This is a genomic window from Xanthomonas sp. NCPPB 3174, from assembly GCF_056725205.1.
In genome coordinates, this window is the sequence record NZ_CM161517.1 from 2708100 (window position 1) to 2731129 (window position 23030).

Here is a 23030-nt window from a genome sequence, read left to right on the forward strand (position 1 = left end):
GCACCGCGCCACGGCCGGCCCGTGGCTCACCAGAACACCGCGTACAGCGTCACCAGGATCGCGATCACCACGGCGGCGCCAAGCTTGAAGCCCAGCGTGGTGCCGTAGCGCACATCGTCGGTGCGGATCAGGTCGCGCGCCGGCGCCAGCGGGGTGAGCAGCGACACCACCACCGCCGCCACCAGCGACAGCACGAACACCAGGCCGATGCGGTCCATGAACGGCAGTTCCGGCCACAGCTTCTTCAGCGCGAACGACAGCAGCACCGAACCGATCGCCGCGGTCAGCGCGCCGGCCTCGTTGGCGCGCTTCCAGAACAGGCCAAGCATGAAGATCACCACCACGCCCGGGGTGAAGAAGCCGGTGAATTCCTGGATGAACTGGAAGCCCTGGTCGAAATTGCCCAGCAGCGGCCGTGCGGTGAGGATGCCGATCAGCACCGAGGTCACCGCGGCCACCCGGCCCACCCGCACCAGTTGCGGCTGGTCGGCCTGCGGGCGGAACTTGGCGTAGAAATCCAGGGTGAAGATGGTCGCCACCGAATTGATCTTGGACGCCAGCGAGGCCACGATCGCCGCCACCAGCGCCGCGAACACCAGGCCGAGGATGCCGCTGGGCAGCAACTGCATCATGGTCGGATAGGCCTGGTCGGGCTTGGCCAGGTCCGGCGCCAGCACCACCGCGGCGATGCCCGGCACCACCACCACTACCGGCATCAGCAGCTTCAGGAACGCGGCGAACACCATGCCTTTCTGCGCCTCGCCGATGTTCTTGGCCGCCAGCGCGCGCTGGATGATGTACTGGTTGAAGCCCCAGTAGCTGATGTTCATCACCCACAGGCCGCCGAGCAGCACGCTCAGGCCCGGCAGATCCTTGTAGAACGGGTTGTCCTTGGACAGGATCATGTGGAAGTGCTCGGGGTGCGCGTTCCACAGATGCCGGAAGCCGGCGAGCACGCCGGCGCCGTCGCCGATCTTCGACAGGGTCAGCCCGGCGACCAGCAGGCCGCCCAGCACCAGCAGGGTGACCTGCACGATGTCGGTCAGCGCCACCGCCTTCAACCCGCCGTAGAGCTGGTAGACCAACGCGAACACGCCGATCAGGGCCAGCGCCAGGGTCTGGTCCATGCCGGTGACCTGGCTCACCGCGATCGACCCCAGCCACAGGATCGAGGTCAGGTTGACGAACACGTACAGCAGCAGCCAGAACACCGCCATCAGCGTGCGGATCCACTTGCCGTAGCGCTGCTCCAGGAACTGCGGCATGGTGTAGATGCCGTTGCGCAGGAAGATCGGCAGGAAGAACTTGCCGACGATCAGCAGGGTCAGCGCCGCCATCCACTCGTAGGAGGCGATCGCCAGGCCGATCGCATAACCGGAACCGGCCATGCCGATGATCTGCTCGGCGGAAATGTTCGCCGCGATCAGCGACGCGCCGATCGCCCACCACGGCAGGGTCTTGCTGGCCAGGAAGTAATCCTCCGCGCTCTTGCGGTGCCCGGCCTTCTCCCGCGACACCCATTGCGCGAGCAGGAAGATGCCCGCCAGGTAGACCACCACGATCGCCACATCCAACGTCGCCAACCCCACTGCCTTCTCCTATGGGCCGCAGCCCTGTCGCACCGTTGTCCATGACGCCGCCCGCGTGGGCGGCGCCGCTCGTTCGATACTCCGTTCGCCGCCTGCGCCGCCGCTCAGTGCAGCGGGCAGTCGACCACGCTCTGCGCCTCGTTGCTGCTGCCCAGCGCGATCCGCGACAGCGCCAGGTCCAGTGCGCCGTCGCTCTCGATCTCCGGCAGGCGCTCAAGCCGGGTCAGGTCGGCGCCGGCCGCCGCGAAGCACTTCAACGGCACGCCCAGCGTGCGCCACTCGCCCTTGGGCAGCGCGGCCAAGGCCTTGCCCAGATCCACGCGCGCGCCGCAGTCGTGGCCGCAGGCCACGCCGATGCGCGCGGCTGCGCCGGGCGCCGCGTCCACCTTCAACGTCAGGATCAGTTGCACGTCGCCATTGCTCTCGCGCGAGACGTCCAGCGGCTTGGGCAACACCAGCGCCAAGCCGGACTTGCCGCTGCCGGACCAGACGAAGCGGCGCGCATCCTCCTGCGCCTTGTGGTCGATCGCGGTGACCTTCAGCGATCCGTCGGCCAGGGCCGCCGGGAAGGTCGTCGCCGGCAGGTTGGCCTGGGCGCCGCCGAACAGGATCAGGTTGATGCCCGTCGCCGGCTTGCCGCGGTCCAGGTACACCCCGCCCACCGCCTGCGCGCCGGATACGCCCGAGACCTCGGACAGGCGGCTCAGATCGCCCTTGTCTTCGTAGGTGAGGCCGTAGCCGAAGGCGAACTGCGGGCTGTAGTTCTTCTGCCCGACGTTGTTGGCGAACTGCACCGCGGTGCGCGGCCAGGAGAAGCTCAACTTGCCGTGGAAGTCGGACTGCACGCTGCCGTCCGGCTTGCGCAGCAGCACGTCGGCGATGCCGGCGCCTTCGGAGCCCGGCAACCAGGCCGCGACGAAGGCGTCGGCGGCGTTGATCTCGCGGTTCACCCACAGCGGCCGCCCGCTCAGGAACACCGCCACCACCGGGATGCCCTGGGCCTTGAGCGACTTGATCAGGTCCAGGTCGCTGTCGTCGCCGGGCTTGTACAGCAGCGTGGCGATGTCGCCCTGGAACTCGGCGTAGGGATGCTCGCCGAACACCACCACCGCCACGTCCGGCTTGGTGGTGAACTTGCCGTCCACCGCCAGTTCGGCGCTGCCGCCAGCGGCGCCGACCTGCTGCTGCAGGCCCTCCCAGATGGTGGTGCCATTGGGGTAGTCGGCGCGCTTGGTGCCGGTGCCCTGCCAGTTGAGCGTCCAGCCGCCGGCCTGCTTGCCCATGTCGTTGGCGCCGTCGCCGGCCACCAGCAGCTTGAGTTGCGGCTTCAGCGGCAACAGCTTCCCCTGGTTCTTCAGCAGCACCAGCGATTCGCGCACCGCCTGTCGCGCCACCGCGCGGTGTTCGGGCGCGCCGAGCAGTTCGAACTTGCCGCCGAGCGGACGCTGCGACGGCTTGCCGGCCTCGAACAGGCCCAGGCGCAGCTTGACCCGCAGGATGCGCCGCACCGCATCATCTAGCCGCGCCATCGGGATCTCGCCCGACTTCACCGCCTTCAGCGCGTTCTCGTAGACGCCCTTCCAGCTGTCCGGCGCCATCAGCATGTCGACGCCGGCGTTGAACGCGGCCGGGCAGTCGTCCTTGCGGCAGCCCGGGACCTGGGCATGGCCATTCCAGTCGCCGACCACGAAGCCGCCGAAATGCATCTGCCCCTTCAGCACGTCGGTCAGCATGACCGTGTTGCCGTGCATCTTGACCCCGTTGACGCTGTTGAACGAGGCCATCACCGTCTGCGCCCCCGCCGCGATCGCCGGCGGATAACCGGCGCCGTGGATGTCGCGCAGTTGCTGTTCGCTGATGCGGGTATCGCCCTGGTCCTTGCCGTCGGTGGTGCCGCCATCGCCGAGGAAGTGCTTGACCGAGGAGATCACGTGCGACCCGTCCAGGAAACCCGGCGTACCGGGCACGCCCTGCAGCCCCTCGACCACCTTGCCGGCGAAGCTGGCCACCACCTCCGGCGACTCCGAATAACCTTCGTAGGTGCGGCCCCAGCGGTCGTCCTGCGGCACCGCCACGGTCGGTGCGAAGGTCCACTCCATGCCGGTGGTGCGGGTCTCGGCGGCGGTGATCTCGCCGATCTTGCGCATCAGCTCCGGGTCGCGCGTGGCGCCCAGGCCGATGTTGTGCGGGAACAGCGTGGCGCCGACGATGTTGCTCTGCCCGTGCACCGCGTCGATGCCGAAGATGATCGGGATCGCCGGGCCGGCGCCGTCGGTCTGCATCGACGCCGCGTAGTAGGCATCGGCCAGCGCCAGCCACTGCGCCGGGCTGGCGTCGTACTTGCCGCCGGGATCGGAATTGCCGCCGGCCAGCACCGAGCCGATGTGGTACTTGCGCACGTCCTCCGGGGTCATGCTGCCGATGTCGCCCTGCACGGTCTGCCCGACCTTCTGCTCCACCGACATCTGCGCCATCAGCTTGGTGATGCGCGCCTCCAGCGCCGGATCCTCCTTCAATGGCCAGGCCGGCGACGGCCACCGGTCCGGATGGATCGGCGGCGGCGGTGCGGCCGCCGGTGCGACCGGCACGGAGCGACCGGGAACCGCGGCGGCCAGTGCCAGCAGGCCCAAAGCGGCGGCCGCGGCCAGCGCCGTGCGAAGCGGCGCGCGCGCGCCAGCGGTCTGTGTATGCAAGAGACTCCCTCCCAGGAACGGCGAACGCCTGCCATGTCGCGGCCGGACCGCACACGCCGAGGTGCGGCCGGCGCCTACGCTTCCCGAATCGCCCCAAGCCTGTCAACCGCGGCGCGAGGTATGCCTCGATGCCGCACGGATATCGACTGACGCTATAGCGATGGAATACCGGCGTCGCTTGTGGCGGCTGGCGTCTGCTCAGCTTTCACTACGACACTCGGCAGCGTTGCGACAGGGGATTTGCTGCACCGCAATAGAGTCGATATCGCGCTCTGCGCAAATGGAAAGTCGTGCCGTAGAGACTGCCGAGTGCCAAGCGCGTCGCCCAGGAGGCGGGCAAGTCCATCGGCCTCACGACGCAGATCTTGCTAGTCGATGCGAAGCCCGGTCAGGATCGGGTTGACGGTGCCGCCCTGGGACTTCTGCACCGCGTCCAGCCCATCGTACAGATGGCTGATCGTCCACCCGCCTTCGGTCTTGCTCACTCTTCGGCCAAGTGGGTCATAGCCGAAGCTGGCGATGCTTGCCGTTCCCTGTTTGATCTCGACCAATTGGTCGCGTGCGCTCTAGAAGTAGTGCGCACGCCATCGGAGACCAGGTTGCCATTGTTGTCGTAGCTAAGCATATAACATTTGGCATGGGGGTTGACATTATTTACTTTTCGTCATTGCTCGGAATCAAAAAGAGGTTATACACCCCAATTCTTACTCATAGTTAAACAAGAAATCTTAGCGATTGGACTAATCATAAACTCCTTGGCCCCGGGCCACCCCCAACGCATCTCATATCTCATATTAAGCTCATAAATATAGCCTTCAACCCCAGAGCCAAGTCTAACTTTATAGTAAAAATCACTCCCCGTATCAAAACATTCAATTATATTGAAGTTGGTCGAGGATGGCATCTTTGCAAAAACATCCCTATTACCCTGAACTGGATAGAAAGACGTCTCGCCCACTGTCTCAGCAGAGAAACCAATTGAAGCAAGAACTAGCCACAAAAAAAAGGCCAACCCAACAATGCACATTAATGACTTCAAAAAAAATTTCATGGCTTCGCCTTATACCGAACAGTTGCCTTAACAAGGTTTGCATCAAAAAGGTTTTCTTTAAGCTGCGCCGGGCTCACAGCCATAGGTACGGGCACACCGGCCTTAACCAAACAAGCTTGCGCTGCCGTTGTACAGTTGTTGCCGAATAGTTTGTACGCCCCCATCGTCGGATTGCTTTTCTCACTTGCCATGCATGTGTCAAATTTAGCATCCTGCGCAGGACTCATCTCAATTAAAACACCCACTCCACTTCGACCAACCTTATTGGTCTGTCTATTTATGTAGTCTATGGCCGTAGGATATTGCGTGTCCCAACCGTGAGTACCGAAAGAATAATTCTGCCCATTACCTCCAACCGAGGAGACATGTCCAAACATTGATCCTGGATTAGGTAGCGCGTTCCAAAATATAATCTGACGATCCAAACCCAGGGGATCTATAAAACTCAGGGGATCTCCATTCACATACGCGTATACATTCAAACCACCACTAAATCCAATCGGATCTTCAGCAATAAATCGCGCCAATTGAGGCTGATAGTACCGCGCCCGATAGTAGTAAAGCCCACTCACATCCCGCTCCCGCCCCGTGTACTGATAGGGGTTACTGGTCCCTGTATTGGCCTGGCTGGTCTGTCCGTAGGCGTGTAGTCGTAGCGCTGGATCAAGGAACCGCTGGCGTTGGTGAGTGCACGGGTGCTGCCAAGCGCATCGCTCAGGAAGTACGCACGTCCGCTGGCTTCGTTCCGCGCATAGCGCTCATCGATGCCAAGCCCGGTCAGGATCGGGTTGACGGTACCGCCCTGGGTTTCCTGCACCGCATCCAGCCCATCGTACAGATAGCTGATCGTCTGTCCGCCTTCGGTCTTGCTGATTCGCCGGCCCAGCGGGTCATAGCCGAAGCTGGCAATGCTCGCCGTTCCCTGCTTGATCTCGACCAATTGGTCGCGTGCATTCCAGACGTAGGTACGCACGCCATCGGAGAGCAGGTTGCCGTTGGCGTACTGGAAGGCGATCGTCTGACCGATCGCATTGGTGCCGCTCAACAGCAGGCCCGCGCCATCGCAGGCGAAGCGCGCCGTGCAGCCGCCAGGGTCGGTGACCGCGGTCAGACAGCGGTTGGGCGCCGTAGTCCAGGCGCGTGACCCGCCCGAGCGGATCATCGCCGATTGCAAGTCACAGTTGCTGTTGTAGCGGGAGCCTTCCACTGGCCTACACCCTCACCGGTCGGGGCCGGTAGCCTGTCAATGAACAGTTAAAACGCCGCTGCTATAAATTTCGCAACCCCAATTGGTCGCACACATTAGCCATGACAAAAATTCCGAATTCACAAAAATTTACTTGAAAAATTCCAACCCTCGTATTTGAGAATAGCCTTCTGGATCCCAGAAGACCTCAGCCTGCTTTTCAGGCATCTCCAAGGAATGCAACCCTAATGAGTTTATAGATCTTGATGAAAACTCAGGATTCATCGCAATGAATTTTTTTAAATTCTTCTCTAAATCATAGCTATTTTTGTATAAATGTTGCGCATAATTTTCACGCTGGCGCAAAAAATCATCCTTTCTTATATCAATAAAAATAGGGCCTGAATTCAAAGATATGTACATTCCATAACACAACTCATCATCTACATTAAAATCACCCAACCTTCCAAAGTCATTGACCTCATGGGGTCTGCGACTATTTATTTCAGAAGAAAAACTGGACAAAAAGTAAAAAAAACTCAACATAGAAAAAAGCAACCAAATCCTATAGCCAGCAAAAAAACATACGCCAGCCAAAACAACAAAAGCAATAGAGATGTATAAATTCCTACCTCGCTTCATAATCTTCATTTGCACTCGCACCCGTTCATCATCGCCGTTGGAACAGCGCCATAAATCCCCAGTGTGGTAAATTTAAATATGTTGTACGCGATTCCACCATTCGACATGAGGTTATTTAATCGCCCGGAAACAGGCAAGTAATTCCAACCGGCATTCGACCCACCAGCAGATCGTGGAGTGAACCAATGATGAAGTTCAAAACGTCCACGATAACCTCCCACGCTTCTACTCCAAGTACGCTGCACGCTCCCCCAAGTTCTTTTATCGAAAATCAACCTCTCAAGACCTTTTGCCCCTTGGTTAACTGCGTTCCTGCCCAGATGAGCACCGCCAAAGGTCAAACTAACCCCAATCCCGCTCCATTCACCAGCACTGTATTGCCCCGAGCACTGATTAACAGCCCCATTGGTTCCCATCATATCGCGCACAGAATTCGTCAACCCGAAGGATAACGTATCACCCATCCCAGCGGAAAAATCTACTAGCCCTTGCGGAAGTTCATCGCCCCAAGCCCATAGTCCATAAGGATCGATATAAGACATGGGGTTACCACCCACATAAGCGTATACATTGGCTCCGCCAATCAATCCGATCGGATCCTCACTAGCAAATCGCCCCATACCAGGCTGGTAATACCGCGCGCGGTAGTAATAAAGCCCACTCGCATCCCGCTCCCGCCCCGTGTACTGATAGGGGTTACTGGTCCCTGTATTGGCCTGGCTGGTCTGTCCGTAAGGCGTGTAGTCGTAGCGCTGGATCAAGGAACCGCTGGCGTTGGTGAGTGCACGGGTGCTGCCAAGCGCATCGCTCAGGAAGTACGCACGTCCACTGGCTTCGTTTCGCGCATAGCGCTCATCGATGCCAAGCCCGGTCAGGATCGGGTTGACGGTACCGCCCTGGGTTTCCTGCACCGCATCCAGCCCATCGTACAGATAGCTGATCGTCTGTCCGCCTTCGGTCTTGCTGATTCGCCGGCCCAGCGGGTCATAGCCGAAGCTGGCAATGCTCGCCGTTCCCTGCTTGATCTCGACCAATTGGTCGCGTGCGTTCCAGACGTAGGTGCGTACGCCGTCGGAAAGCAGGTTGCCGTTGGCGTCGTAGCTGAGCGTCTGGCCGTCGGCCTGGGTTTGTCGGTTGTTGTCGTCGAAGCTGCCGCTGCGGGCCGCCGGCAGCGCCTGCGGGGCAAAGCTGCCGGTCTGCGCCACCAGGCGGCCGACCTGGTCGTAGCCGTAGCCGATCTCGCCCAGGGCCGTGCCGTCCGGCTTGAGCCAGGCGATGCCAGTGGTCTGGTTAGCGGTGTTGTAGGCATACCCGGTCTTGACTCCGTTAGGCAGCGTGGTCTCGGTGAGGCGATCGGCGGCGTCGTAATCGAACGCCACTGTCTCGCTCCCCTGCAGCAGGGTGCGCAAGCGGTCGACGTCGTCGTAGCGGTATTCCAGTGCCGCCTGGTTGGCCGCGATCATCTTGGTACGGCGGCCCGCGGCGTCGTATTCGTAGACGATGTTGCCTTGCGGTGTGATGGCCTTGATGACCTGGTCGAACAGGTCGTATTCCCAGCTCAGGGTTCCCGCTGCCGAATCGACCAGCGCGACACGGCGGTTGCCGGCGTCGTAAGTGAAGGTCTGGGTGCGCCCGTCGGCCTCGGTGACCACCGACAGGCGCCCGAGCACGTCGTAGGTGAAGGTCTTTTTCTGGCCCTTGCGATCGGTGTAGCTGGCGACCCGGTCCATGGTGTCGAAGGTCCATGTCTCGGACTGGCCCAGTGTGTCGGTACGGGTCAACGGACGGTTGCGCTCGTCGTAGGTATAGGTGATGCCGTTGCCGTGCGGCAGCAGGATCGCCACGACGTTGCCGTTCTTGTCGTAGCCGAATTCGGTCACATTGCCGGCGGCGTCGTAGGCCTTGCTGACACGGCCAAGCGCGTCGTATTCCTGGCGCGTGGCGTTGCCCATGTCGTCGCGGCTGCCGGTTACCCTGCCGAGGCTGTCGTACTGGAAGCGGGTGCTGCGCCCCAGCGGATCGACCATGCCGGCCAGATCGTAGCCAGCGTACTGGAAGGCGATCGTCTGGCCGATCGCATTGGTCGCGCTCAACGGCAGGCCCGCGCCATCGCAGGCGAAACGCGCCGTGCGGCCGCCAGGATCGGTGACCGCGGTCAGGCAGCGGTTGGTGCCGTAGTCCAGGCGCGTGACCCGCCCGAGCGGATCCGTCGCCGATTGCAGGTCGCCGTCACTGGTGTAGCTGAGGCTGGACACGCGCGCCTGTGTGGTGCCCGCCAGCAACGTGACCTGCAGCGGTCGCCCGCCCGCGTCGTAGCGATACTCGGTGCGACGGCCGAGCGGATCGATACTGGCGGTGACCTGCCCGTAGGCGTTGCGCTCAAAGCTGTAGGTCTGTTGCTTGTCGGTGCCGTAGGCCAGGATGTCGGTCTTCGGGTAGGCACTGTTGCCGTCGAACACGACACGGCGCTTGCTGCCGTCGGGATTGGTGACGAGGACGCCAGTGGTGCCGCTATCGACATGCGCATAGTCGATGACGAAGACGCCGCCGTCGGCCTGGGTCTGCTTGATTACTCTGCCCGTGGAAACACCGTTGACAACCTCGAACTCGTTGAGCAGAACGCGCTTGCCGCGGGCGTCGGTGATGGACTGCATCCGGTGCTGCGCAAGCGCGTTGTTCTGGGTCCTGGTCTGATACGCGTATGTCTTGCTGCCACCATCCGGATATCCCACCGTGGCGAGCAACCCATTGCTGTCGTAGGCATAGGTCCAGCGATTGCCGGCGTTGTCGCTCGCCGCCGCAACGCGATTGCGGGTGTCGTACTCCAGGCCAATGTAGCGCCCGCTGGGCGAGACGATGCGCGCGACAAGACCCGCGTCGTAGAGCAGCGTGGTGCGGTTGCCATAGCGGTCTTCCAGCCAGCGCAGGCGGGTGTCCATGTAGCTGGAGAACTGCATGCGGCTGCCGTCGCGCAGGGTGATGCGGAAGCCGCGGCCCCAGGGCTGCAACGGGTCCGGATCGTAGACCGACTGCAGCACGGCGCCCGCATACTGTGTGGTCGAACCGGCTTGGCGCCACTCGCCACGCGGGCCGGAACCGGAGGCCCGATCGAAGCGGATATAGGCGCCGGTCGGCAGCACCAGATCGAGCGAATCGTAGGTGCCGCCCGGATTGTGGAGGTAGTAGCCCCAGTTGGACGCGGTGCCGATGCCGAACTCACGCTGCTTCAGGTCGTGGGGACGGTAGCTGCGCGAGAGGCTCAGCGCCGTCACGTCCGCGATCTGCAGGTCGGTTTCCGAATGGACGAACTCGCCGGTCTTCAGGTCGATCGGATCGGCCGCATTGGCGACGCCGCCGCTACCCGGGGTTCCGCAGCAATGCCCATCCGGCGGCAAGCCGGCCTCGCTGGGCGGGTCGTTGCTGGGCACGCTGTACATGCCGCCCATGGTCTGGTGCAAAGCCACGCCAGGCTCGGGAACGAAATGCTTGCCGTCGGCCGAAACGGTGCCCTTACCGTAGACGCGCCAGCCATCGCGCGGGTCGTACATCCAGAAATTGGCCTGGGTACCCGCGGCGTAGCCGTCGTAGTTGGGGTAGTAGACCTGGATGCCGTTGTTGGCACCGGGGTCGAGTCCGCGGATCTGCGCGCCGCCCGGCTCGACCGTGAACGCCATCGGATGGTTTTCGGTGACCGGGAACGGCGCGCGATTGACCGGCGTCGGCACGATCGCCAGTTCGGTCACCAGGCGGCCCTTGCGGTCCAGCACGACGGTGCCCTTGGGAATGCGCAATTGCAGGCCGGGAATGTCCGGGTGGCCAACGACCATGTCCTGGACGGTCGGCGACGGGATCCTTATCTTGTCGCGCGCGGCGATGCGTGGCAGATGCAGCAGATAGCCGAGTTCGTTCAATCGGCTGGCGGCGACTTCGGTGCCGACGACGAATTGACCGTATTCGGCGCCGGCCGTGTTGGCGGTGCTGCCGTCGATGTAGAGTTCCTGGTGCCCCGCCGGCACATCGAACAGGGTGAACCAGCCATTCTTGTCGGTAAGCGCGCGCTCCTTGCCGATACTGACCTCGACCCCCGCCACGGGCTGCTGATCCACACGCACTACACGCCCGCGCACCATCGTCACATGGAAGGTCGCGGCGATCCGCGCAATGCGCGCGTTATGTTCCGGCTGTTGCGAGGCACCATAGATGCGCCAGCGGCTGTCGGTATTGTCCTGTCCCGGGTACCAGACGCCATCCACCAACAGGCCGTGCGCGCGGCAAGGCACACCATCATTGGCACAGTGCGCCGAAGTGCCTGCACCGGTTATCTGCACGCTGGGTGCAGCGCCTGCTTGTGTCGGCGTGGCCGTTGCATGCGCCACCGGATTTCCGTTGCTGTCGTAGGCGGTGGTGCGGAAATCCAGGGCGATCAGCGGAACGGCATCGCCCGTTGCGGCACGCGCCCCCTCGACCATCAAGGTATAACGGGAATCCGGGAACAAGGCCTGACGCGGCTGCACGAACAGCAGACGGCCCTGCTCCACCGGCGCGATGCGCACCGCGACGCGCCCCTCCGGACCGACCAGGGTGACGGTGCGCTCGGACAACGTGGGCATGTGCAGCGGACGCGAGAAGCGCAGCGTGAGCCGCGCGGTCGGCGCAACGCCCGCTGCCCCCTGCACCGGCACGCTGCCGGCGAGCCGCGGCGCGCCTGGCTGCTCCGCGATGCTGGCCGGATACGGAAGAAACGCCCCCGCGAGCGGATCGAACACCGCATCGCTGGCGATGCGCTGGGCGCTCCGAGACGCCGGCAACGCCACACGGCCATCGGCAAGCAGGCGCGAGGTTGCGTTGCCGCCACCCGGCAGATCCGCAGGCAGGGTGATCGCCCGATCGCTGGCTTCGTCCCACACCTGCGCGCCGGCGCCATCGCCGGTGCCGCCGGCCAGCAGGAGGCGACCATCGGTCAGTACCGTGGCGGTGTGTCCATAGCGCGCGCGCAGGCTCAGTCCCGTCGCGGGCTGCACGGAAAGGCTCGTGGGATCGAACCACGCGCCGCCGTCCTGCAGTCGGCCCCTGGCATCGCGCCCTCCCCAGACCAGCACGCGCCCGCTCGGCAGCAAGGTGACGCTGGCGTCGATGCGCGCCGATGGCAGCGCGATCTCGCGCGCACGCCGACCGGGCACGCGATGGCGCAGAAAACGCCCGTCGGGCGCCAGCGCCAACTCGCTGCCATCGGCCAATGCGGTCGTATGCCACTGCCCGATCACTGCAGGGACAGCGCCAACGCCGACAGCCGGCATGGCCGCCGTCGACCAGACCAGCTGTTGGGAGGCGGCCGTCGACGCCAGCGCGCCCAGTACCCCACCCAGGATCACGCTTTTCCATGCGCTGTTGAACCACGTCATATGCTCGCTCCGCTCCATGCCTGCCGCCGATCTGCGTCCGTTCGTTGGAATCGCGTCGGTGTTCTAGGGCGTACTGTCCAAAGTGATGTCCATCGCCGCAGTGACGCCGTCCTCGGGCACGATCCGCAATCGATAGGTGCCGCTCGTCGGGAGCGCCGGGAAGCTCAGGTCGCTGCTGCCGGCGCTGGCGCTGAGCGATCTGTACGACTGTCCGTCAGGCCGATACAGCGCATAGGTCACCGACCGTCCGACCGGCGTGGTCGTCTGATTGACCACCCGCAGCAGCACGCCCTGCCCTGCCGTGCCGCTGAAGGACAGCGTGGCGGTCTTGCCGTGCCTGTCCAGGGCGATCGATTGCGGGACATCCCACGCCAAGGTGCCAACGACGGTGCTGGATACCGAGGCGGTCAGAGCGAAACTCTGGTCTTCCGACGAAGGAACGACCACGACGCCGTAGCGTCCGGCTTGTGCGGCGTCGATGGAGAATCCGCAGCCGTAGGCACGGAAGCAATTCGTGTTGGAGAAGACCTTGCTGCCATCCGGACGATAGAACGTCGCATAGACCCAAGCGTAGCCGTTGCCTGATAGTGCGATCTGATCGAGTCCGAAATCGAGCTTCTGCCCGGCCTGCGCATCGAACCAGAAGAAAATGCCCGCGCCAGGCGGACCCGCAGCGAACGTGCGACTGCTGTCCACGGCCACTGACGTGCCGGTGGACAAGGCGACCGTGGTGTCGATCGTCTGCCCATACTGCGGATCGACCACCACGCTGTACTGGCCGGTCGTCGGCAGGCTGCCCAGGCCGATCGCAGTACCGGTACGCGTCGATCCGGACGTGAGCAGGGTGCCATTCGGCTGGTAGACGCTGTAATAGCTGGTGCCATCCGCGGGCGTGGTCGCCTGGTTCTGCACCAGCACGGCGAGTTTGTCGCCCGCCTGCCCCTGGAAGCTCAACCGGGCGTTCTGCCCGCGTCTGGCGACGGAGACGGCCAGCGGCGTGTCGCGCTGCAGGTTCAAGGCGAGATCGCTGGAAAGCGTCACGTCGTACGTTGCTGCCTGCTCCTCTTCTTGAGTGATCAGTACTGCGTACTTGCCTGCAGCGAGGTTGACGAGATCGAAATCGCAGCCGCCGCGCTCCACGTCGCAGTATCCGCTCGCCAGCGTGCTGCCATCCGCCTTGTAGACGGACGCAACGACGCGCTGCCACCCTGAGCCCACGATCTGGATGCCGCTGATGCCCAGTCCCAGGTTCTGGCCCTGACTGGCGATGAAGGAGAAGTGCTTGTATTGCGCCGGCAAGCGTGTCACCACATGCGACGGAGGGCCATCGATCGGCAGCGAGATTCCGGAGGAAAGGGTGATGTCCGATTCCAGGGGGCTTCCGGTCCTGCTCTCGACCTGGATTGCATACTCGCCAGACGTCGGGATACTGATCAGATTGATGGCATCGCCCACCTTGATGGTCGCCGCCTTCCAGACAGCACCATCCGGCCGTAGCACGCGATACACCACATCACGACCGGAGGGTAGTGTCGTCTGCGCCGCGACCAGCAGCATCAACGACTCGCCCGCCTGCGCCTGGAAGCGGAGCCGCGCATTCTGCCCATACCGGGCCAGCGCCAGATGCAAGGGCTGATCGCGGGTCAGCTGATCCAGCAATTCGGACGACAGCACGGCGCGGAACTGGATCGTCTGGCTCGCCGAGGCCGGTGTCGCCACCACGCTGTAGCGTCCCGCCAAGGTGTTCCTCAGCGGCAACGAACAGCCATCCTGGACGTAGCAGCTGCCGCTGTACAAGGTCGTACCGTTCGGGCTGTAGACGGCGATATTGAAGTAATTGCCCGAACTCACCGCAATGTCGGTGATCCCCAGCCCCAGATTCTGGCCGGCCTGGGTGTCGATGGAGAAATGTACGCCCTGGCCTGCAGGCGTCTGATAGCTGCCACCTGCGCCGTCCAGTTCGACATTGCCGTCCTGGCCCGTGGAGAGTTTCAAGCGTGCCGACCACAACGCGCCGCCCGCCGGATCGACGAACACCCGATAGCTTCCCGTCTCAGGGAGATTGGGCATGGCCAGAATGACATTGCCGCTGGCCGTCACGTTCTTCCACAACGCGCCGTTCGGCCGATACACCGCATAGACCACGTCGCGGCCTGCCGGCCTGGTCGCGACGTCGGCGGCGAGCAAGGCCAGGCTCTCGCCGGCGGTCCCGGTGAACGTCAGGCGCGCATTCTGGGCATAGCGCGAGATGTCCACGGAACTCGACGCATCTTTCTGCAGGAAGCCAGTGACCTCTGTGGACAGAGTCGCCTTGAACGCGATGCTCTGGGAGCCGGATTGCGGACTCACGGTCACCCCATAGTTGCCCGCGGCGAGGTTGAGCAGATTGAAGGCGCAGCCACTGGCGGCATAGCAGGTCGCGGTCGTGAGCGTGGAGCCGTTGGGATTGGCGATCTTGACGTTGACATAAGTCCCGCTGCTCAGGTTCAGATCGCCGATGCCCAATCCCAGATTCTGCGAGGCCGCTGCGCTGAAACTGAAGAACGCGCTTTGACCGGCGGCGGCGCTGTACACGCCGCTGCTGCCATCCAGTTGCAGCCCGCCCGCGCTCCCGGTGGTCACCAGCGCCTTGGCGGACACGGTGGCGCCATGGCGCGGATCGACGAACAGTCGGTAAGTCCCGGCGACAGGTGTGTTCATCGTCAGGGTGCCCGAACCGGAGACCGCCATCGACGACAAGGCCGTGCCATCGGGCTGGTACACCCGGTAGTAGACCGTGCCGTTGGCCGGCGTCGTGGTCTGCTCCGACACCTTCACTGCCAGTGCGTCGCCGGCACCTGCCTGGAACGACAGCGCCGCGTTCTGCCCGCGCCGGCCGATGCTGAGCTGGCTGACCGCATCCCGCGTCAAGGAAAGCGCCAGGTCGGTGGACAGGGTCGCCTTGAAGCGCATCGTCTGCGTCGTCGTGGCAGGGGCGACCAGTACGCCGTAACGACCTGCCGCCAGTTGCGGCAGATTCACATCACATCCGTCGTTGGCCACCTCGCAGGCGGCACCGGCCATCGGCGCGCCTGCAGGGCCATAGATGGTGAGGTTGAGCGGGCCGCTTTCGTTGGACTGCAATTCGCTGATGCCGAGTCCCAGGCTCTGCCCGGCGGTCGCGGAGAAAGTGAAGTACACGCTGTCGCCCGGCAATTGCGTGGCGAATGCGCTGGTGGCGCCATCGAGCCCACCACCGCCACTCCCCGCGTTTCCGGTGCTGAGCCGCATATGCAACCGCACGGTTTCTCCGAACCCGGGATCCACCAGTACCTGATAGGTGCCGCTGGTCTTCGCCGTCACATAGGTGGTGCCTGCGGCGCGCACGGCCATCGAGGCAACACTGGTGCCATCAGGCGCGTAAACGCGGTAGTACACATCACGGCCAGCGGGCACGGTGGTCTGGGCGGCCACCTGCAACGCAAAGGCATCACCGGCCACGGCATCGAACGACAGACGCAGGTTCTGTCCTCGACGCGACGTTTCGGCCAGCACGTCCTGGTCTTTCGGCAATGCCTGCAATAGGTCCGAGGACAGCAACAGATTCAGGCGCAGCGTGCGTGCACCGCTGGTGCCGGGCGTCAGCAACACCTGATACACGCCGGTCCTGGGCGCGGCGATGTTGAGTGCGCAGCCGTTGTTGGCCTGGTTGCAGTACTGATAGCCCAGATTGACGCCGTCGGCGTCGAAGACCTGCACCAAGGCGGTTCCCCAGCCGCTGCCGGCCGGCGTCTGCTCGGCCACCGCCAGGCCCAGCCTGCTTCCGGCCTGGGCAAGAAAGGTGTAGCGCTTCGATTGCGCGGCGAGCGACGTGGCGACGCTGGTTTCGGCGCCGTCCAACGCAAGCACTCCGGCATGCTCCACTGCCATCTTCCAACTGGCGGAAGAGGTGCTCGGTGTCAGCAGCAACAGATAGGTGCCGCCCACCTTCAATCGCGGCAGATGCAGGGTGGGCTGGTTCGCATTCACCAGTCCACTGGCGATCTCCACGTTATCGGTGCCGAACACCAGGTAGTTCAGCGTCGTGGACCCCAGCGACTGGAACTGAGCGCTGAGGTAATCGCCGGCCATGCCGGTGAACAGGACCGCGGCAGACCCACCCGTATTGGCGACCGCGACGTCGACGGCGGCGGCATCCAGGGTTAGCCGCGTGACGCTGGCGATGCCGACGGACGACACACTGCTCGGCACCACCAGTACATCCTGGCTGCTCGTGGCGCTGCCGTAAGGCGTGGTCACGGTCACCGGACCGCTGCCGCTCCTGCCCGGCACCGGAAAGACCAGACGCGTGCCGGTGGCGCTCGACAGCACCGCGGTCTTGCGATCCAGCTTCACCGCAGTCTGCCCGGCGACCGGCGCCAGGTTCTGTCCATCGACGGTGATCGCCGTCCCTGCGCTGGCGATCAACGGCGATACGCCCGTGATGGTCGGCTGACGCAGGTTGGCATCGACCAGGAACTGCTGCGCACTGCTTGCGCTCTGCCCGGCCACGGCCACGGAGATCGTGCCGGTACTGGCAGTGGCGGGCACCAGCACCGTCAACTCGCGTGCGCTGGCGGCCAGCACCGTCGCTGCCTGTCCGTTGAAGGTCACGCTGTTGGAGGAGGCAGTGGTGGAAAATCCCTGCCCCTGGATCAGCACGCGATCGCCCGCCGCACCGCGCGCCGGACTGAAGCCCAGCACCGCGAGGGTTCCGCTGGAGACGCGTTCGACGGCGACGATATTGCCCATCGTGTCGTAGCGATAGCGGGCACTGGCACCGGCGTCGTTGCTGACCGCGACCAGACGCCCTTGCGCGTCATAAACGTAGGAGGTGGCGCCAGACGTGCAGGCCAGGAGGGTCAGCAACAAGACCGCCACCGTTCTGACCACGAGGTGCCGCCAACCGCGCGCGGGCGCCTGCGCTGCCCGCTTCAGCAAACCCACGACCGAGCCCATCCCTGCGCCGCGACGTTCCATGCTCTCATCCCTGAAGACTGGCCACGATGGCCGGCTGTCCGTATGCTGACCTTGCTTCGTGCATTCAGCCTGGATATAGATATCCGACAGTGGGGACAGGAGTCAACAGCGTCATGCCAAGGAATTGGCGTCATCACATTGTCATCTGCATGCGCCTGTGGTCAGCCGCCCTCGTCCTGGTGCTGACCGGGTGTGGTGGTGGCGAGCACGACACAGCGGCGGCGCGCATCACGCTGGGCCAGGCGCTGTTCCACGACACGCGGCTCAGCGCGGACGGCAAGACCAGTTGCGCAAGCTGCCATCGCGCCGAGTTGGCCTACACCGACGGTGCCGCGGTGTCCACCGGGACAGGCGGCCAGCGCGGCACACGCAACGCGCCCAGCCTGCTCGACAGCCGCTTCATGACGCACTTTTTCTGGGATGGGCGCGCAGCGACGCTGGAAGACGCGGTCCTGCAACCATTGACCAACCCGCGCGAGATGGGCCTGCCCGATCGGCAGGCCGTGCTGGCCCACCTCGCCCGCGACCCGCGCTACGCGTCGCTGTTGCACGCAGCCGCCGACAAGGACGGCGGCGACATCCAGGTCGTGGCCGCCGCGCTCGCCGCCTACATCCGCGCGTTGCCCGCACCGCCGACGCGCTACGAGACCTACCGGACGCGTGGCGCACAAGCATCGCTGAGCGAGGACGAACGCGAGGGATTGGTGCTGTTTTCCGGCAAGGCCGGCTGCATCGATTGCCACCGGCTGGACGGCACGCCCGCGACCACGAGCGATCAGCGCTTCCATCACGCCGGCATCGGCTTCAATCAGGTCGCCGGCAACGTCGCCGCGCTGCTCGACGTGCTCGAGCGGCACAACCGCGAAGGCAGGAGCCTGGGCGACTCCATCCTCTCGGACGTGCGCGTGGCGGAACTGGGCCGCTTTGCGGTGACGCGCGCGCCGCAGGATCTGGGCGCCTTCCGCACCCCGTCGCTACGGACGGTAGCCGATACCGCGCCCTACATGCACGACGGCAGCATCGCCGATCTGCCGGCGGCGGTGGAACACGAGGTCTACTATCGCAACCTCGCCCGCAATCGGCCGATCAGCCTGACCGCGGAGGAAAAGCACAAGCTGGTGCTGTTCCTGCAGGCGCTGTCCAGCGCGGACGCGGCGCCGCGCTAGGAGCCGGCGCCAGGCGCGCTGTTGGCTGGACCCATCACGTCGACGTCCTGCTGCGAGGCGAGCTTGCCATCGAGCGTCACCTCCAGCATGTAACGCCCCGGCGGCCAGCCGGCCGCATTGTCGAAACGCAGCGACTGGACCTGATCGGAGCGGGTCATGGCACGCTCCACCAGCCCGACCTGGCGACCGTCGCGCAGATCCAGCAAGCGTGCTTTCAGGACCTGTCCCTGGGCAGTGCCGCGCAGGGCGACGTTGACCAGGATCGGCGCATCGCTGGTCTGCGGCACGGGCCTTCCGTCGCGCATCGCGCCGATCCGGACCTCGACGATGTGCAGCGGTTCCGCGACCTCGGCCGGATTGCGCTCAGGCGCTTGTCGCTGGCACGCCCCCAAGCCCAACAGCGCCGGCAGCACCATCCAACACACCATCCTTTTCGCGTTCATCATCCCTGTTTCCTCCCTGATCGGCGGCCGCCATTGCGATGCACGCGCGCAGACCGCATCGTTCCTCGCGGACGCACGGGAGCAAACAGCCCCCGTGCGCTCCGCTTCGCTCAGCCCTGCAACCGCGCCAGCACCGCGCGCGTGACCGGGTCGGCGATCTCGGTGGACTGGCCCTGCAGCGCCGGCAGCAGCTGGCTGGCCAGTTGCTTGCCCAGTTCCACGCCGAACTGGTCGAAGGCGTTGATGCCCCACACCACCGACTGCACGTACACGCTGTGCTCGTACATCGCGATCAGCGCGCCCAGCGCCTGCGGGGTCAGCGCGTCGAGCAGGATCAGCGTGCTCGGGCGGCCGCCCGGGTAGTCGCGGGCCGGATCGTCGCTGCCCTGCCCGTTCGCCAGCGCTTCGGTCTGCGCCAGCAGGTTGGCCAGCAGCGCCTGGTGGTTGACGGTGTACGGATCGTCGTTGCGGATGCAGCCGATGAAGTCGGCCGGCACGATGCTGGTGCCCTGATGCAGCGCCTGGAAGAAGCTGTGCTGCACGTCGGTGCCAGCACCGCCCCACCACACCGGCACGGTGTCGGCCTCGACCGGGCTGCCGTCCAGGCGCACGCGCTTGCCCAGGCTCTCCATCACCAGCTGCTGCAGGTAGGCCGGCAGCAGCGCCAGGCGCTGGTCGTAGGTCATCACCGCCTGCGTCGCGTAGCCGAGCAGGTTGCGGTTCCACAGCGTGGTCAGGCCATGCAGCACGGCCACGTTGCGCTCCAGCGGCGCGTTCAGGGCGTGCGCGTCGAACTGCGCCGCGCCCTCCAGCAATTGTTCGAAGGCATCGGCGCCGATCGCCAGCGCGATCGGGAAGCCCACCGCCGACCAAAGCGAGTAGCGCCCACCGACCCAGTCCCACATCGGCAGCACGCGGCCGGCGGCGATATCGAAGGCCTTGGCGGCGCGTTCGGGATTGGCGCTGACCGCGTACAGGCGCTCGCTGCCGCCCAGCCAGTCGCGCAGGATCTGGCCGTTGAGCAGGGTTTCCTGGGTGCCGAAGGTCTTGGAGATCAGCACGCCGGCGGTGCGCGCCGGGTCCAGCGTGGCCAGGGTGCGCTGCATCGCCGCGCCGTCCACGTTGGAGACGAAGTGCACGCGGAAGCGCGCGCCGGCGACCGGACGCAGCGCGTCGGCGACCAGGCGCGGGCCGAGATCGGAGCCGCCGATGCCGACGCTGACGATGTCGGTGACCTCGGTCTGCGCCAGAGCGTCGATCAGCGCGCGCATGCGCTGTTGCACCTCGCGTGCGCTGGCGTGGGCCTGGCTGGCCACCGGCGCGTCGGTGAGGTCACCGCGCAGCGCGGTGTGCAACGCGGCGCGGCCTTCGGTGACGTTGACCGTCTCGCCACGGAACAGGCGCTGGAAGGCGCCGGCCAGGTCGTGGTCGGCGGCCAGCGCCAGCAGCGCGTCGAGCGCGGCGCGGTCGTACTTCTGCCGCGCGAAATTGAAGTACAGCGGTCCGACCTGCAGCGCCAACGTCTCGGCACGGCCGGGTTCGGCCGCCAGCAGGTCGGGAAGGCGCGCCCCGCGCAAGCGCTGGGCGTGGGAATGCAGTGCGTCGAAACCGGTGGACTGTGTCATGCGGCCTGCTTTGGGATGCTGTGGTTGGTGTGGGTGATCTGGTTGTTGCCGTCCACGTAGACCAGGGTCGGCTGGAAGCGCGCGGCTTCCTCTTCGCTCATGCCGGCGAAGGCGGCGATGATGATCAGGTCGCCGACCTGCACGTGGCGCGCGGCGCCGCCGTTGAGCGAGATGATGCCGCTGCCCTCGTCGGCACGGATCGCATAGGTGCTGAACCGCGCGCCGTTGGTGACGTCCCAGATGTGCACCTGCTCGAACTCGCGGATGCCGGTCGCGTCCAGCAGCAGCCCGTCGATGGCGATCGAGCCTTCGTAGTTCAGCTCGGAATGGGTGACGGTGGCGCGGTGGATCTTGGTCTTCAACAGGCTCAGTTGCATGGCACGGGACTGCGGTCAGGAAAGACGCGCAGTTTAGCAGCCGAGGGTTAGGTGGCGGTGGTGACCGGGCCGCCTCGCATCCAGCACCGTAGGAGCGGCTTCAGCCGCGACAGGCGTTCACGGGGAAGCCCGTCGCGGCTGAAGCCGCTCCTACATGGCAACGGCCCTGGGCCTGCCGCGCTCAGAATTCCAGGTTGTCGATCAGCCGGGTGCGGCCCAGGCGCGCGGCGATCAGCGCCACGCGCGGGCCGGTGGCGTCCTGCGGCTCGCTCAGGTCGGGCGTGCGCAACACGCTGTAGTCGACCTCGAAGCCGGCCGCCTGCAACTGCGCGGTCGCGTCCGCCTCCACCTCGGCGCGCGGGCGCCCAGCCAGGTGACCGTCGCGCATCGCGCGCAGGGTGCGGTGGATCTGCGCCGCGCGCGGCCGCTCCTCGGCCGACAGGTACTGGTTGCGCGAGCTCATCGCCAGGCCGTCGGCCTCGCGCACGATGCTGCCGCCGAGGATCTCGATCGGGAACGCCAGGTCGGCGACCATCTGCCGGATCACCGCCAGCTGCTGGTAGTCCTTCTTGCCGAACGCCGCCAGGTCCGGCTGCACCTGGTTGAACAGACGCGCGACCACGGTGCAGACGCCGTCGAAATGGCCAGGCCGGCAGGCGCCTTCCAGCACCTCGCTGACGCCCGGGGTGTGCATGCGCAGCGCCAGCTCCACGCCCAGCGGATACATGCTCTCCACCGTCGGCAGCCACAGCACGTCGCAGCCGGCGCCTTCCAGGCCGCTGGTGTCGGCCTCGGGCGTGCGCGGGTAGCGGGTGAAATCCTCGTTCGGGCCGAACTGGGTCGGATTGACGAAGACGCTGGAGACCACGCGGTCGGCGTACTGCCGCGCCAGCATCACCAGCGAGAAATGCCCGGCATGCAGGTTGCCCATGGTCGGCACGAAGGCCACGCGCAGGCCCTGCCGCTTCCAGCCGGAGACGGTGGCGCGCAGTCGTGCCAGGTCGGTGATGGTCTCGATCATTTGGCGTAGGCGTGTTCGGCGTCGGGGAAGGTGCCGGCGCGGACCGCGTCGGCGTAGGCGCGGGCGGCACCGGCGATGGAGCCGCCCTCGGCCAGGAAATCCTTGACGAAGCGCGGGCGGCGGTGGCCGCTGTCCAGGCCGAGGAAGTCGTGCATCACCAGCACCTGGCCGTCGCAGTCCGGACCGGCGCCGATGCCGATGGTGGGGATGTCGATTTCGGCGGTGATGCGCGCGGCCAGCGGCGACGGCACGCATTCCAGCACCAGCAGCGCAGCGCCGGCCGCGGCGACCGCCTTGGCGTCGGCGAGCAACCTGGCGGCAGCGGCCTCTTCGCGGCCCTGGATCTTGTAGCCGCCGAAGGTCAGCACCGACTGCGGGGTCAGGCCCAGGTGCGAGCACACCGGGATGTCGCGTTCGCTGAGGAAGCGGATCACCTCCAGCTTGTGTCCGGCGCCCTCCAGCTTGACCATCTCCGCACCGGCCTGCAGCAGCCGGGTCGACGCGTCCAGCGCACGCTCAGGGGTGGCATCGGACTGGAACGGCAGGTCGGCCACCAGCAGCGCGCGCTGCAGCACCCGTGCCACCGCGGCGGTGTGGTAGGCGATGTCGTCCACGCTCACCGGCAGGGTCGAATCATGGCCCTGCACCACCATGCCCAGCGAATCGCCGATCAGGATCAGGTCCACCCCGTTGGCGTCGAAGGTCCGCGCGAAGCCGGCGTCGTAGGCGGTCAGCATCACCAGCTTCTGCTGGCGGCGCTTGGCCTCGGCCAGGGCGGGAACGGTCCAGGGCTTGCTGTCGGCGTGGCTGCTCATAAGCTCATGTGCGGCGGTAATG

The 23030-nt window shown here is 65.1% G+C and carries 14 protein-coding genes and 1 pseudogene; 1 reads left to right on the plus strand and 14 read right to left on the minus strand.

All coding sequences use genetic code 11. From position 1 onward, the window contains the following. Positions 1-26: 26 nt before the first annotated feature. From AC1PK7_RS12010 to AC1PK7_RS12050, 9 genes and pseudogenes are all read right to left on the minus strand, one after another. Positions 27-1589 (minus strand): sodium/sugar symporter, encoded by a 1563-nt coding sequence (locus tag AC1PK7_RS12010; RefSeq protein ID WP_481098283.1) that lies wholly within the window; start codon positions 1587-1589, stop codon positions 27-29. Positions 1590-1693: 104 nt separating this feature from the next. Then, positions 1694-4282, minus strand: a complete 2589-nt coding sequence (locus tag AC1PK7_RS12015; protein WP_481098284.1) for a glycoside hydrolase family 3 protein — start codon at positions 4280-4282, stop codon at positions 1694-1696. Positions 4283-4650: 368 nt separating this feature from the next. Continuing rightward, positions 4651-4833 (minus strand): hypothetical protein, encoded by a 183-nt coding sequence (locus AC1PK7_RS12020; protein ID WP_481098285.1) that lies wholly within the window; start codon positions 4831-4833, stop codon positions 4651-4653. Positions 4834-4970: 137 nt separating this feature from the next. After that, a complete protein-coding gene (locus tag AC1PK7_RS12025; protein ID WP_481098286.1) occupies positions 4971-5333 on the minus strand; it encodes a hypothetical protein in 363 nt (120 codons plus the stop codon). Continuing rightward, positions 5330-5920 (minus strand): annotated as a pseudogene (locus tag AC1PK7_RS12030) (RHS repeat-associated core domain-containing protein); the annotation flags it as partial. The gene AC1PK7_RS12025 and the pseudogene AC1PK7_RS12030, both read right to left, overlap by 4 nt. Then, the gene (locus AC1PK7_RS12035) at positions 5902-6540 is read right to left on the minus strand and encodes a hypothetical protein (protein WP_481098287.1); all 639 of its coding nucleotides are present in this window, start codon (positions 6538-6540) and stop codon (positions 5902-5904) included. The pseudogene AC1PK7_RS12030 and the gene AC1PK7_RS12035, both read right to left, overlap by 19 nt. A gap of 129 nt (positions 6541-6669) precedes the next feature. Beyond that, a complete protein-coding gene (locus tag AC1PK7_RS12040; RefSeq protein ID WP_481098288.1) occupies positions 6670-7170 on the minus strand; it encodes a hypothetical protein in 501 nt (166 codons plus the stop codon). Continuing rightward, positions 7167-12563, minus strand: coding sequence for an RHS repeat-associated core domain-containing protein (locus AC1PK7_RS12045; RefSeq protein ID WP_481098289.1), 5397 nt, complete (start codon positions 12561-12563; stop codon positions 7167-7169). Before AC1PK7_RS12045 ends, AC1PK7_RS12040 begins: the two co-directional genes overlap by 4 nt. 63 nt (positions 12564-12626) lie before the next feature. Then, on the minus strand, positions 12627-17561 hold the full coding sequence (locus AC1PK7_RS12050) for an IPT/TIG domain-containing protein (protein WP_481098290.1): 4935 nt from the start codon (positions 17559-17561) through the stop codon (positions 12627-12629). 26 nt (positions 17562-17587) lie between these two features. On the opposite strand from AC1PK7_RS12050, the gene AC1PK7_RS12055 reads away from it, so the two are divergent. After that, on the plus strand, positions 17588-18727 hold the full coding sequence (locus AC1PK7_RS12055) for a cytochrome-c peroxidase (protein WP_481098291.1): 1140 nt from the start codon (positions 17588-17590) through the stop codon (positions 18725-18727). Here AC1PK7_RS12055 and AC1PK7_RS12060 read toward each other — a convergent pair. From AC1PK7_RS12060 to panB, 5 genes are all read right to left on the minus strand, one after another. Beyond that, positions 18724-19143, minus strand: a complete 420-nt coding sequence (locus tag AC1PK7_RS12060) for a hypothetical protein (protein ID WP_481098292.1) — start codon at positions 19141-19143, stop codon at positions 18724-18726. The genes AC1PK7_RS12055 and AC1PK7_RS12060 overlap by 4 nt on opposite strands. Positions 19144-19280: 137 nt before the next feature. Then, positions 19281-20795, minus strand: a complete 1515-nt coding sequence (gene pgi / locus AC1PK7_RS12065; RefSeq protein WP_420009998.1) for a glucose-6-phosphate isomerase — start codon at positions 20793-20795, stop codon at positions 19281-19283. Continuing rightward, a complete protein-coding gene (gene panD, locus AC1PK7_RS12070; protein ID WP_019802071.1) occupies positions 20792-21172 on the minus strand; it encodes an aspartate 1-decarboxylase in 381 nt (126 codons plus the stop codon). Before panD ends, pgi begins: the two co-directional genes overlap by 4 nt. Before the next feature lie 181 nt (positions 21173-21353). Then, positions 21354-22193 (minus strand): pantoate--beta-alanine ligase, encoded by an 840-nt coding sequence (panC, locus tag AC1PK7_RS12075; protein WP_209246672.1) that lies wholly within the window; start codon positions 22191-22193, stop codon positions 21354-21356. Further along, positions 22190-23008 carry a 3-methyl-2-oxobutanoate hydroxymethyltransferase gene (gene panB / locus AC1PK7_RS12080; protein ID WP_209230174.1) on the minus strand — a complete coding sequence of 273 codons (819 nt, stop codon included), beginning with the start codon at positions 23006-23008 and terminating at the stop codon, positions 22190-22192. The genes panC and panB overlap by 4 nt, the downstream gene beginning before the upstream one ends. Between the last annotated feature and the right edge of the window lie 22 nt (positions 23009-23030).